This window comes from Brevundimonas sp., from assembly GCF_003248455.1.
GTDB lineage: Bacteria > Pseudomonadota > Alphaproteobacteria > Caulobacterales > Caulobacteraceae > Brevundimonas.
This window is the reverse complement of the sequence record NZ_QFNM01000005.1, coordinates 23,501-37,090: the sequence shown is the minus strand read 5'-3', so window position 1 is coordinate 37,090 and position 13,590 is coordinate 23,501. Positions and strand designations below refer to the sequence as shown.

The following is a 13,590-nucleotide window of genomic DNA, read 5'->3' as shown; positions in this document are numbered from 1 at the left end:
CGCCACAAAAACAGATCGGGGAGGGTAACACCATGAATCGACCAGCAAAGCAGGCTGCCTGGCTTGCGACGACATCCTTCTGCGCTCTTCTCTATGCATTGCCGTCATATGCGCAGGAACCGACCACCGGGCCTACGCAGCAACAAGAGACAACCGTCGTGGACGACATCGTCGTCACCGCCCGCCGTCGCGAGGAGAACCTCCAGGACGTTCCGATCGCCGTCACCGCCTTCAGCGCCGAAAATCTGGAAGCGCGCGGCTACACCTCGATCACCGACATCCAGCAGTCCACGCCCAATCTGAACTTCACGCCTGGCACGGGGGGGACTTCGAGTCAGGTGTCCGCCTTCGTCAGAGGGGTGGGCGAGTTCGACTACATCGTCACCTCCGACCCGGCCGTCGCGGTCTTCGTGGACGGCGTCTACCAGGCCCGGCCGTTCGCGGCCCTGACGTCGCTGATGGGCATCGAGCGCGTCGAGGTCCTTCGTGGCCCCCAGGGCTCGCTGTTCGGCAAGAATACCATCGGCGGCGCGGTCAATGTCGTGCTGGCGCGGCCGACGGGATCCAATACGGGCTCGGTCGATCTGCGCGTGGGCAGCTACGATTCCTTCCAGGGCCGCTTCAGCTATGACGGCGCCATCACCGACGACCTGTCGTTCCGGGTGTCGGGGCTCGGGACCGTGGCCGACGGCTGGCAGAAACTGGACAGCGGCGGAACCCTGGGCGACCAGAACGTCGTCGCGGGGCGGGCCGCACTCCGCTGGCGAAGGGGCGACCTGGACGCGACCTTTACGGTGGATGGTCTGCGGCAGCGACAGAATTCCGCCGCGCACAGTATGATCGCCTTCGAACCGACCTTCTTTTCGGACCTCTTTTCAACCTTTGTCGGACCGTGCTGCACGGTTCCATCCAGCATAGATCGAACCGAAAGCACGCCCGAACTGAACATCGACAACGCGGACGCCCTCAACACGAGTCTGATCATCGATCTTCCGGCGTTCGGCGGAGACCTGAAATCGATCTCGGCGGTGCGCTACTCCGATGTGGAATTCGCGCGCGACGCCGACGCGTCGGTCCTCAACTACACGGGGGACCGCCAGCACATCCGCAGCACGCAGTACTCCCAGGAGTTCCAGCTTTCCCACGACCTGTTCGACGGCCGGGTGACCAGCCTCCTCGGCGTCTACGGCTTTTTCGAGCGATCGAGCCAGAAGACCCGTCTGGTGACGGCCGACGGCCTTTATCCGCGCCTTATCGACGCGGGATTCCCGCCAGCGGACGCCGCAGGCCTGGATTTCAATATCGACTTCGACATGCGCCAGAAGACCCAGAACGTGGCTGTTTTCGGCAACGCCACCGTCCGCCTCACCGACGCGCTGTCGGTCGATATTGGCGCCCGTTACACCTGGGAGGACAAGGACTTCTACCAAAGCGCCATGCGAGTCTACGCCGGCGTTCCGCTGATCCCGGGCATGGCCTCCTACACACTTGACGAATCCTGGTCGAACTTCTCGCCGAAGGTGACGGCGAACTACAAGATCAACGAAGATGTCAGTATCTACGCCCTCGCCTCTCGCGGATTCCGCAGCGGAGGGTTCAACGGCCGCCCGACCTCGGCGGCCGAGGTCGGAGCCTTCGACCCGGAGGAACTGACCAGCTACGAGGTCGGCATGAAATCCGACTGGCTGGATCGCCGTCTGCGCCTCAATCTCAGCGCCTTCCACAACACCTACGACAATATGCAGGTTACGGTGCAATACCCGTTGCCTGGCGGGGTTGGAATCATCGCGCGAACGGAGAATGCGGGCAAGGCGACGATCTGGGGACTGGAGGCCGAAGGCCGGCTGGTCGCGACCGACTGGCTGACCTTTGACACCAGCGTCGGCTATCTGAACGGCTCCTACGACGAGTATCTGAGCCAGGACGCCGCCGGTAATCCGGTCGATCTCAGCGATCTGGACCTGCGTCACGCCCCGCCGCTCTCGGCCAGCCTTGGGGCGACGTTCAACTGGACCGTGAATTCGGACATCGACGCCAGCCTGCGGATCGACGCCGCCTACCAGGACCGCCAGTTCATCAACGCCCAGAACACGCCCGAGTTGGAAGCGGAGGCCAACACCATCGTCAACGCCTCGCTGCGGTTCGCTTGGCGGTCGGGACTGTCCTTCAGCATCGACGGGCAGAACCTGACCGACGAGCAGGTCATCAAGGAGGGCTTTGGCGCCTTCGGATCGTTCGGCTTCATCGAGGCCTACTACAATCCGCCGCGTCGCGTGTTCGCGACGATCCGGTACGATTTCTGATCGTCCGATCAATCCGTTCGCCGAGCCCCCTTACTCCCCGCTCAGCGCAACTGCCGCCCGGTTTCCGCCGGGCGGCTTTTTATTGTCGGAAACGCCGCTCAGTGAATGCGACCGGCTGCCAGACCGGACGCTCGCCCAATTGGCCTGGACGTTTCAGATCATTTCCAAGATCGCGGTCCCAGTGCGATGGGCTGAAATAAGCATGATTTCCGACATGATGTCCTGCCTATGTGGGTTTCACGCGTGGCCGTCAGCAAGTTGGCGGAGCGTCTGAAGTCCGACTCCGCCTTCGACGACCTGACCGCGTCCCTGGGCGATTCCCGTCCGCACCGGAGCGAGGATGCGCTGGTCCAGCTCGTGCGCGCGCTCATGACCGAACTGATGGACGTGATCTCCGACACGGCCCTGGAGGATTATCAGACAATCATCGGAGAGGCCCTGATCGGCGCCTTCCATTCGGCGGCCGGACGCATCGAATGGGATGCGGACCCGACCCGGGACGCGATGCGCGCCCTCGACCGCGACTTCGACGGATCGGAAGGCGGCCGACATCGAGCTTCAGGCGGCGACCGTTCAGGCCCGCGCGGGCGACGCCGCGCCCCGGGCCTGTGAACTGATCAGGGATGCTGCGTCCGAGACCTGGACGATCGCGACCGGCGAGGTCTGGACCCCTGGCGCGGATCGCGGCGCGGCACGTATCTCACGCCGCCCAGCTGGAAGCGAAACAAGCGATCCGGGCGATCAAATACCGGCGGCACGTGAGGCCGCTCCCGGCGGCCAGGTGGTCGCCTTCCGGGGCCGGCTGCCGACCTCGCCGAGGATGGGGGCCGGATTTTCGACGCCCTGAACTGGGCGAAGGGGCAGTGGCCGCACATGCGCTGGCGACGACCAGGGCAAAGGACTCCGAGAAGCTGGCGATCGGATGGGGCCAGCAGAAGGGGGTGAAACTGTTCCTCCCGCGGGCGAATTTCGATGATCCCGCTCAGCACTCGACGATCATCCAACCTGGGCTTGCCGTGGCTCTTAGGGAGATAGGGCTCCAGTCGAGCCATCTGCTCGTCGGTCAGCCCAATACAGGTCAGTCATAATCCAGATTCCTTGGGAGCCTGAATCAGATCGAGCGCTTCACATCCATGGGGCCTGAGCCTAACGCGGCGATTGAATCACTCGAGTGAAATTCGAATCACTCTCGGTGAAACCCGACATCCAAAAAGAAAATGGTACGTCCTCTCGGGCTCGAACCGAGGACCCTCTGATTAAAAGTCAGATGCTCTAACCAACTGAGCTAAGGACGCACCGCGCGACGTCCGGGCGGCGCCCGAACGGTCGAAGGGCGCCTTCTGTTGCAATCCGGCCTTCCGGTCAAGACCGGGTCTGCTACCAATGTCGGATGCAACCGCTTCAAGGTCTCCGCATCATCGAGTTCGACGGGCTGGGGCCGGTGACGTTCGCCGCCATGATGCTGGCCGACCTGGGGGCGGAGGTGCTGCGACTGACCCGCAGCGAATCGGCCGCGCCCGCCGTGTTCGACCAGGTGGGCGGGGCGGTGCTGCATCGCGGACGCGATATCGTGCCGGTCGATCTGAAGAGTCGGGCGGACAAGGCGGCGATCCTGACGCTGGTCGAAGGCGCCGATGCGGTCATCGAAGGGTTTCGGCCCGGCGTGATGGAACGGCTGGGCCTGGGCCCGGAGGTCTTGCAGGCCTTTAACCCCGCCCTGGTGTTCGGGCGGGTGACTGGATGGGGCCAGACGGGGCCGCTGGCGCAGTCGGTCGGTCACGACCTGAACTACATCGGCCTGACCGGCGTGCTGCACGCCATGGGCGAGGCGGACCGTCCGCCGGCCCCGCCGCTGAACCTGGTCGGCGACTATGGCGGCGGAGCGATGATGCTGGTGACGGGCGTCCTGGCCGCCCTGATCGAGGCCAGGACCACCGGGCGGGGTCGGGTGGTGGATGCGGCCATGACCGACGGCGCGGCCCTGCTGGCCGGCCTGTTCCAGGCGCTGCGGGGCCAGGGGATGTGGAGCGATCGACGCGGCGCCAACCTGCTGGACGGGGGAGCGCCCTTCTACCGCTGCTACACCTGCCGCGACGGCGGTTTCGTCGCCGTGGCGGCGCTGGAGCCGCGATTCTACGCCGCCCTGCTGGCCGGGCTGGAGATACGGCCCGAGACGGCGCCGCAGTACGACATGGGCGGATGGCCGGCGCTGCACGCCCGGTTCGCCGATCTGTTCGCCCGGCGCGACCGCGACGACTGGGCCGCACGCTTCGCGGGGACCGAGGCCTGCGTCACGCCGGTCCTCAGCCTGGCCGAAGCGCCCGATCATCCGCACAACCGCGCCAGGGGCGTCTTCGACCAGGGTCTGCCCGGGCCCGCGCCTCGCTTTGGCGCGGCCTCGAATGCGCCGCGTCATAGTTCCGCCCTGCCCCTGCACGAGGCTGTCGCCCGCTGGTCGGCCGCGCGGTCGGGCCGGGCCGGATGACCCGCGCGGTTTTCGGCGCTAAGGAACATGAGCGCGCGAAAAGCGTTGCAAGGGCGAGGACCCGGGGAATTCAATGAGACCTTCCAACACCCTACTGGCCGCCGCCGCCCTGCTCGCGCTCGCGCTCTCTGCGTGCGACGACCGCCCGTCGCGGTCGGACGGGGGTCGCGAGCCCGTCCAGATCCAGCAGGAAGCGCCGCCGCCGGTCGAGGAGCAGCCCCCCGCCCCCGCGCCCGAAGTGCGTGACCCCGCCCCCACGCCGCCGACCGACACCCTGCCGCCCGAAGAACGCTCGTCGGAGCAGTCCGTCCAACCCGAAAGCGAGACCCTGTTCTATTGAGAACCGGGTCTCCAGGCGCCGTGCTTTGACGAAAGATCGAGTTTGACGTTCAGGCCTTCCCTGCTGGTCGCGGCGCTCGCGGCCTTTTCGGGCTGCGCGCATGTGGCCGCCGCCGATCCCCGCGCCCAGATCCGCGGGGAGATGGACGCCGAACTGCGCCGCGCGCTGGAACGGGCCGTGGGCGAGGTGGACGATGCGCCCGAAAGCCGGTTCGAGGCGCGCCGTCGCGCCGAAGGGGCGGTCGCCGCCGCCACCGCCCTGTTGCGTTCCGAAGGCTATTACCAGCCCACGGTTGAGGATCTGGTCGAAGGGGACGACAGCCCCGTCGCCATCGTCGCGGTCCAGCCGGGCCGGCGCTTTCTGCTGACCGATCCGACGGTGGCCTGGACAGACCCCGCGCCCGAGGCGGAGACGCAACGGAAGGGGCGCGAGGCCATCGGGCTGAAGGCCGGCGATCCCGGCCGCGCCGTCGATGTGATCGCGGGCGAAGGGCGGTTGGTCGCGGCCCTGGTGCGCGACGGCTACGCCGACGCCACGGCCGATCCGCGCCGGGTGGTGGTGGACCACGCCGCCTATACCGTCGCGCCGGAATACCGGATCGATTCGGGTGCCCTGGTGCGGCTGAACGGGGTGCGGGTGCTGGGTCGGGGGCGGACCAATCCCGGATGGGTCGCCGGTCTCGCGCCCTGGGGGGAAGGCGACCGCTACGACCCCGATCAGGTCGCGGAACTGGAGCGGCGGCTTCTGGACACGGGCGTCTACGACGGCGTCGGCGTGTCCCTGTCGCCGGTGGACCAGACCACGCCCGAAGGCCTGAGACCCGTGATCGTCAGCCTGCAGGATCGGCCGCGCCGCGTGCTGGAGGCCGGCGCCACCTGGTCGACCGCCGAGGGCGTGGGCGTCGATCTGATCCAGACCCGCTACAACCGCTTCGGCCGCGCCGACACGTTGAGGCTGGAAGCGCGCGTGGCCGATATCGACAGCCGGATCGGCGCCGACCTGTCCCTGCCCCACTGGCGCAAGCCCGGCCGGACGCTGAAGCTGGGCGCCGCCGTGGTCAACGAGGACACCGACGCCTATCTGCGCACGGCCCTGGTGCTGTACGCCGACCTGCAGCAGCGGATCGGCAAGACCTCCTATTTCAACTATGGGATCGGGCTGGACGCGGGGCGCTACAGCGAGACGCGCTACGACTACACCACCCTTCCGCCGCAGCGGGTGACGTTCGACCGCGACCTGGCGATCATCACCGCGCGGACCAGCGCCTACATCGACCAGTCGAACGACCCGCTGAACCCGACCAAGGGCTGGCGCGTGAATCTGGCGGTTCAGCCGACCGCGGTGACGGGCGAGAGCAACATCCTGTTCCTGCGCACCGAGACCCAGGCCACCGCCTATATGCCGGTGGGGGGCGAGCGGACCATTCTGGCCGGGCGGGTTCGGATCGGCTCCATCGTCGGCGGCAGCGAGCTGAACGTGCCGTCCGATCGCCTGTTCTATTCCGGCGGCGGCGGATCGGTGCGGGGATACTCCTATCAGGGCGTGAACCCCCAACTGCCCGACGGCACGCCGCGCGGGGGGCTGTCGTTGTTCGAGACCTCGCTGGAGGCGCGCCAGTCGATCGGCCAGAGCTTCCAGGCCGTCGCCTTCGTGGACGCCGGGTCCATCGGCTTCCAGGAGACGCCGAACTTTTCCAACATGCGCTACGGCGCGGGCGTGGGGGTGCGCTACATGCTGCCGTTCGGACCGATCCGCGCCGACGTCGCCCTGCCTCTGAACAAGCGCGAAGGCGATTCCGACTTCCAGATCTACATCAGCATCGGGCAGGCGTTTTGACCGAGACACCGCCCGAGCGCGAGGCCGAACACAAGCCCCAGGTCGCGTCGCAAGAGACGACATCCGCGACCCCGGCCAAGCGGTCGCGGCGGCGCGGCCTGGCCCAGCGCGTCGCCCTGATCGCCGGGGCGGTGGTCGCGGGCTTGCTGGTGCTGGCCGCGGCGGCCCTCGTGGCGGGTCGATTCTACATCGCCTCGGACGGCGGACGGCAGATGGTGCTGGAGAGAATCCAGGACTTGAAGATCAGCCGCTACGGCCGGCTGAAGGTCTATGGGCTGAAGGGCGACTTGCTGAGCGACTTCAGCATCGACCGCATCACCCTGGCCGACGCCCAGGGCGTCTGGCTGGAAGCGAACAACCTCAGCCTGGACTGGTCGTATAGGGCGCTGCTGGGCCGCCGCTTCCACGCCAACGACCTGAAGGCCGAGACGATCCGGGTGCTGCGCCGCCCTGTGCTGGAGCCGCCGACCAACGAACCCTCCCGCCCCCAGCCGATCTCGGTGCGGATCGACAAGTTCGCCGCCGACATCGAACTGATGGAGGGCTTCTCCAAAGAATATGGCCGCTGGAGCCTATCGGGCGACGCGAGCCTGCCCCGCCGCGGCGCCAAGAGCGCCACCATCAATGCCGACAGCCTGAACCGGCCCGGCGACTATCTGCGGCTGGCGGCCAGTTTCGGCGGCAAGCTGGAGGACACCCGACTGAACCTGCGCGCCAACGAGGCTCAGGGCGGCCCCCTGGCCGGCGCCCTGGGCTATTCGCCCGACCAGCCCTTCTCGGCCGTCGCGGTGGTGAACGCCGACGTGGTCGACGCCCGGGTCCAGACGGGCCGATTCGTTCCTCTGATCGTCCAGGGCCATTTCGGCGAAAAGGGTTCGCGCGTTTCGGGCTTCGCCGACTTCAGCGGATCGGACCTGCTGGCGCCCTTCGTGACGCGGGTCGGGCGCACGGCGCGGTTCGGCTTCGCCATGGTTCCCACCCCGGACAAGGCCAGTCAGGGCGTGGCCTGGAAGCTGATCTCCGAAAACGTCCAGTCCGAGGCGCGGGGCCTGATCCGAATGTCGGATCGCAGCGCGCCGGACGGAATCAAGCTGGATATCCAGACCGCTTCCTTGAGCCGGCTGGCCGGATCGGACGTGGCTGGACCGGCGGCCTATGGCGGGCTGTTCAAGGGCGACGCGCGGAACTGGACGCTGGACGGACAGGTCACACTGCTGAACGCCAATGTCGCCAGCTATCGCGCCACCCGCATCGCCGGGCCGCTGAACGTCGCGGTCATGAACGGCCAGATGGATCTGAACGGCGACATCCGCGCCAACGGCGGATCCGGCGAAGGCATCATCGGCGGCCTGCTGGGCGCCGCGCCGCGGGTGCAGATGCAGGCGGCGCGGATGAGGGACGGGGCCATCCTGCTGAAGAAGATCGACCTGCAGGGCCAGGGACTGAGGCTGAACGGCTCGGGCTCGCGCAATCTGCTGGGCGGCATGAGCTTCAGGGGCGAGGCGCAGTTGACGGACGCCGCGCGTATCCGGCGCGAGGCGCGCGGCGCCTTCGGGGGACCGATCCGGGCGTCGTCGGCGCGCGCGGGCGCGCCCTGGGTCCTGAACTTCGACGGGCGGGGCCGCAATCTGAGCGTCGGCATGGCCGAGCTGGATCGCATCCTGGGCAGGACGCCGCGTCTGCAACTGGCGGGACGGTTGAACGGCGGCCGCATCGAGGTGGAGCGCGGCGAACTGACCGGCGCGGCCGGCCGCGCGGGCGCCAAGGGGCTGATCGAGACGGCGGGACGGCTGCGGCTGGCGCTGAACTGGAACGCGCGAGGACCGTTCGCGGCCGGGCCGGTCGAGATCGGCGGCGACATGAATGGACGCGGCGCCCTGACCGGCACCCTGTCGCAGCCGCGCGTCGACCTGACCGCCGGCTTCCAGCGGGTGACGGCCGGCGCCCTGACGCTGAACGACGCCGACATGACGCTGAGCTTCCGCAAGGGGGCCGACGCCTCCGACGGCCGGATCACGGTGGTCAGCGGATCGAACTACGGACCGGCCCGCGCCTCGGGCAACTTCTTCCTGGGCGGCCAGCGCATCCGCCTCAGCGACCTGGACGTGGATGCGGGCGGGGTGACGGCCAAGGGCGCCGTCGCCCTGTCGGACAACATCCCCTCCAGCGCCGACCTGACCTTCACCGCGCGCGCCGGGGCCTTCCTGGCGTCGGGCGAGGCGAACGGCCGGGTGCGCCTGACCGACGGGGGCGGATCGGACAGCGCCATTCTGGACATCAACGGCCGAAACGTGCGGCTGGCGGGCCAGGGCTGGGTCATCCGCACCCTGGACCTGGACGGGCGCGGCACGCTGAACAACCTGCCCTTCACCCTGGCGCTGGACGTCGGCGGGTCGACGCCGGCGCAATTCAACGGCACGGGCGTCTATTCGCGCCAGAATACGACCCACGGCCTGACGCTGCGCGGCGGCGGGCGGGTGCGCGAGGTGGCCTTCACCACCCGCAGCCCGGCCTCCATCACTCTGAACGGGGCCAATCGCACGGCGCATCTGGATCTGGGCGTCGGCGGCGGGGTGCTGCTGGCCGACCTGAGGCAGGATGCGCGCACGGTCGCGGTCCAGGCCGATCTGACACGGGTGGACCTGGGTTCCATCTCGCCGGACCTGCGCGGCAGCGTGACCGGCCAGGTGGCGATGCGCGGCGCCGGAAGCGATCTGTCGGGCGCGGCCAACATCGCCTTGCAGAACGTGCGCAGCATCGACGCGCCGCGCGGCCTGGCCGTGGACGGCCGGGTTGACGCGACCCTGGCCGGCGACCGGCTGACGATCAAGGCGACGGCCGTGGACGAGGGCGCGGTTCAGGCCTCGGCCGACGTGGTTCTGCCGGTCGAGGCGTCGGCGGCGCCGCTGCGGCTGGCCATCGCCCGCACGCGCGAGATGTCGGGACGGGTGTCGATCAACGGTCAGATCCAGCCGATCTGGGACCTGTTCCTGGGCGGCGAACGCAGCCTGGCGGGCCAGGTGGCGGGCCAGGCGACGATCGGCGGCAGCCTGAACGCGCCGCGCCTGAACGGCCGCTTCGACCTGAGCCAGGGCAGCTATCGCGAGAAGGCGGTGGGCCTGGTGCTGGGCGATCTGACGCTGCGGACCCGGTTCGACGACACGGCGGCTCAGATCGAGACCTTCACCGCCAACGACACGAGCGGCGGGACCGTGTCCGGCCAGGGCCGGGTGGGCCTGCGCCAGGGGTCGGGCTCCAACGCCCAGCTGACGCTGAACCGTTTCCGGGTCATCGACAACGACATCGCCGAGGCGCGGGCCTCGGGGCCGATCACCATCGTTCGCGGGGCCGACGGCAACATTCAGCTCGGCGGCCAGATCGTGGTCGACGAGGCCAATATCGAACCCGAACTGCCCGGCTCGACAGGCATCGTCTCGATGGACGTCGTCGAGATCAACCGCCCCGGCGGCGATCCGGTCGAAACCGAGCGGAAGGCGCGCGGTCCCCAGATCGGCATGGACATCAGCCTGAGGTCGTCAGGCGGCAAGGTGCGGGTCAACGGGCGGGGCCTGAACGTGATCCTGGACGTCAACGCCAGGGTGCGCGGCACCATCGCCGATCCGCAGCTGACCGGCGCAGCCAATGTGGTGCGCGGCGACTACGAGTTCGCGGGCAAGCGGTTCGTGTTCGACGACACCGGCCGCGTCACCCTGTCGACCGATCCCAAGCAGATTCGCCTGAACCTGTCGGCCACGCGCGAGGACGCGGCCCTGACCGCCTCCATCGACGTGACGGGCACGGCGGCCGAGCCGAAGATCGCCCTGACCTCCACGCCCGCCCTGCCGCAGGACGAAATCCTGTCGCAGGTGCTGTTCGGGCGGTCGGCGTCGCAACTGTCGGCGTTCGAGGCGGCGCAGCTGGCGGCGGGGGTCGCGGCCTTGGCCGGCGGCGGCGGCTTCGACGTGATCGGCAACCTCCGCGAACTTGCGGGCCTGGATCGGCTGTCGTTCGGCGGCGAAGCGTCGGCGGTCACGGTGGCGGGCGGACGCTACATCACCGACGACGTCTATCTGGAGGTCATCGGCGGCGGCCAGAACGGCGCGGCGGTCAAGGTCGAGTGGCAGCCCCGGCGCAATATCGCCGTCGCCTCCCAGTTCGGCGGCCAGGGCGACACCAGCCTGTCGATCCGCTGGCGCCACGAAAGCCGCGAGGCCGGCGACCGTCGTCCGAACCGGGGCGGACGAAACCGCTAGGTTCGATCGACATTCGATCCATGATCGTCATTCGACGAGTCCAACAGAAGAAAAAAACAGTCCAACGAGTCCAACGAGTCCAAGTCCAGGCGGGAAATGGCGATGTCAAAGACCGGTCTGGATCATAACCCCGTTCGACATCGTGGGCGGGTAAATGCCGATACCGGCTTTCAAGCCGCTGAAAAGACAGGGGTTGGCGTGCGGGATTAGGCGGGTCGGCGGCCGCAACCCATCGGTCCGGCTAGGTTCGATCGACATTCGAGAAGACAGGCGTCTCGGCGCGTCATTCCGGGGCTGAGCGGAGCGAAGAACCCGGAACCCAGGGCCGCAGTCGCGCTATTGGACGCCTCCAATGCCCGACGCCCGCCTCCTGGGTTCAGGGTTCGTCCTGCGGACGCCCCGGAATGACGTTCATCGTCCGAATGTCGATTGAACCTAGAGAACCTCCAGCACCCGCTCCAGCGGACGGCCGACGACGGCGCCCTTGTCGGTCTCGACGATGGGGCGTTCGATCAGGATCGGCTGGGCCAGGGCGGCGGCCATCAGCGCCTGATCGTCGGCGCCGGCGTCCATCAGGGCCCTGGCCTCGGCCTCCTTGTCGCGCATCAGGCCGGACAGGCCGCCGCCGGTCCTGGCCGCCAGCCGTTCCAGCGTGGCCCGGTCCCAGCCGGTCTTCAGATATTCCACCACGGTCGGCTCAATCCCCCGCTCGCGCAGCAAGGCCAGGGCGTTGCGCGAGGTCGAGCATTTGGGATTGTGATACAGGACGACGGCCGTCACGCTTGGCTCCGCCGTGGCCTGCGCAGCATCTTTCCGCGCGGGGGATTCAGCGGCTTCACGGCCCGCAGCCAGAGCTTGATCGTATCGCGCGCCATCGTCGCCCCCTCGTGATGTCGCGCGGACACTAGCGGCGATCGGCGACGACTTACAGACCCCGACCTTCACCTTTGCCGTCGGGCCGTCTAGGGTGCGGCCGATGCGGATTCTGACCTCCGACCAGGCCGTCCTCGACCACGTCGCCGGGCGACGCGAGGCCATCGTCGGGCGCACCATCGACTGGGCGAACATCAACTCCGGCAGCCGCAACGCGGTCGGTTTGAACGCCGTGCTGGATGCGCTGGAAACGACGGCGAAGGCCCTGCCCGCCACGGTCGAGCGTATCCCGACGCATGGCTCGACCAGCGTCGCCGACGACGGATCGGTGCGGACCGAGGCCCACGCCGACGCCCTGAAGATCTCCGCGCGACCCAGTGCGCCGCTCCAGGTCGTGCTGACCGGCCATTACGACACGGTCTTCCCCGCCGACAGCCGGTTCCAGACCGTGACGACGCGGGCGGACGGCGCCCTGAACGGGCCGGGCGTGGCGGACATGAAGGGCGGAATCAGCGTGATGCTGGCCGCGCTGGAGGCGTTCGAGACCCACCCGGATCGGGGCGGCGTCGGCTGGACCGTGCTGCTCAGCCCCGACGAGGAGATCGGCTCGCCGGCCTCCGGGCCGCTGCTGGCCGAACTGGGCGCGCGCGGTCATGTGGGCCTGACCTATGAGCCGGCGCTGGCGGACGGGACCTTGGCGGGCGCGCGCAAGGGCAGCGGCAACTATCATCTGATCGTGGCGGGTCGCGCGGCCCACGCCGGGCGGGCTTTCGACGAGGGGCGCAATGCGGTGGCCGGCGCGGCCATCCTCGCCGCCGCCCTGCACGGGCTGAACGGTCGCCACGCGGGCGTCACGGTCAACGTCGCCAAGATTTCGGGCGGCGGCGCCCTGAACGTGGTGGCCGACAAGGCCGTGGTGCGCTTCAATGTGCGCGTGCCGGACAAGGCGGCCGCCGACTGGATCGACGCGGCGGTGCGCCAGATCGCGGCCGAACCGCCGTTCGAGGGGCTGACGCTGGACCTGCACGGCGGCTTCACCCGCCCGCCCAAGCCGATGGACGCGGCCCAGACCGCCCTGTTCGAAGCGGTGAAGGCGGCCGGCGCCCTGCTGGGCCAGGACATCGCCTGGACGCCGTCGGGCGGTGTGTGCGAAGGCAACAATCTGCACGCCGCCGGCCTGCCCAACATAGACACCCTGGGCGTCCGGGGCGGCGACATCCATTCGGGCCAGGAGTTCGCCTGGCCCGACAGCTTCGTCGAACGCGCGCAGTTGAGCGCCCTGATCCTGTGCAAGATCGCCTCGGGCGAGATCGACGCGGCCAAGCTGAAGTCCTTGCGTCTGGAGACGATGTGATTTCGACCCTTGTTCTTTCGTCATCCTCCGGCAAGGCGCGCAGCGCCGCAGACCGGGGGACCCAGCGGCGCGCGAAAGCGCGAACCTGCCACGCACCGCAGCCGCAGCCCCATCCCCTTCGCCACGCTGTGGCGCCGCTGGGTCCC

General features: G+C 68.6%; 8 protein-coding genes, 1 tRNA gene and 1 pseudogene. 7 read left to right on the top strand and 3 right to left on the bottom strand.

Features of this window, described 5'->3' with window-relative positions:
- Positions 1–158: 158 nt before the first annotated feature.
- Positions 159–2,303 (top strand): TonB-dependent receptor, encoded by a 2,145-nt coding sequence (locus DI624_RS02870; RefSeq protein ID WP_291535893.1) that lies wholly within the window; start codon positions 159–161, stop codon positions 2,301–2,303.
- 243 nt (positions 2,304–2,546) lie between these two features.
- On the top strand, positions 2,547–2,915 hold the full coding sequence (locus DI624_RS02865; protein WP_291535892.1) for a hypothetical protein: 369 nt from the start codon (positions 2,547–2,549) through the stop codon (positions 2,913–2,915).
- 353 nt (positions 2,916–3,268) lie between these two features.
- Here DI624_RS02865 and DI624_RS02860 read toward each other — a convergent pair.
- Together DI624_RS02860 and DI624_RS02855 are read right to left on the bottom strand one after the other, a co-directional pair.
- Positions 3,269–3,389, bottom strand: a pseudogene (locus tag DI624_RS02860) (transposase); the annotation flags it as partial.
- 132 nt (positions 3,390–3,521) lie between these two features.
- Positions 3,522–3,598: transfer RNA gene (locus DI624_RS02855), tRNA-Lys, on the bottom strand.
- Between the two features lie 95 nt (positions 3,599–3,693).
- On the opposite strand from DI624_RS02855, the gene DI624_RS02850 reads away from it, so the two are divergent.
- The 4 genes from DI624_RS02850 (at position 3,694) to DI624_RS02835 (ending at position 11,217) form a co-directional block, all read left to right on the top strand.
- Positions 3,694–4,788, top strand: a complete 1,095-nt coding sequence (locus tag DI624_RS02850; RefSeq protein WP_291535891.1) for a CaiB/BaiF CoA-transferase family protein — start codon at positions 3,694–3,696, stop codon at positions 4,786–4,788.
- Between the two features lie 73 nt (positions 4,789–4,861).
- Positions 4,862–5,128, top strand: coding sequence for a hypothetical protein (locus tag DI624_RS02845; protein ID WP_291535890.1), 267 nt, complete (start codon positions 4,862–4,864; stop codon positions 5,126–5,128).
- A 42-nt stretch (positions 5,129–5,170) separates the two neighbouring features.
- Positions 5,171–6,964, top strand: a complete 1,794-nt coding sequence (locus tag DI624_RS02840; RefSeq protein ID WP_291535889.1) for an autotransporter assembly complex family protein — start codon at positions 5,171–5,173, stop codon at positions 6,962–6,964.
- A complete protein-coding gene (locus DI624_RS02835; protein ID WP_291535888.1) occupies positions 6,961–11,217 on the top strand; it encodes a translocation/assembly module TamB domain-containing protein in 4,257 nt (1,418 codons plus the stop codon). Before DI624_RS02840 ends, DI624_RS02835 begins: the two co-directional genes overlap by 4 nt.
- 435 nt (positions 11,218–11,652) lie before the next feature.
- Here the strand turns inward: DI624_RS02835 and arsC are convergent, their stop codons facing one another.
- Positions 11,653–11,997 (bottom strand): arsenate reductase (glutaredoxin), encoded by a 345-nt coding sequence (arsC, locus tag DI624_RS02830; protein ID WP_291535887.1) that lies wholly within the window; start codon positions 11,995–11,997, stop codon positions 11,653–11,655.
- 196 nt (positions 11,998–12,193) lie between these two features.
- Here arsC and DI624_RS02825 point away from each other — a divergent pair, with 196 nt between their 5' ends.
- Positions 12,194–13,444 carry a hydrolase gene (locus DI624_RS02825; protein WP_291535886.1) on the top strand — a complete coding sequence of 417 codons (1,251 nt, stop codon included), beginning with the start codon at positions 12,194–12,196 and terminating at the stop codon, positions 13,442–13,444.
- Positions 13,445–13,590 lie beyond the last annotated feature (146 nt).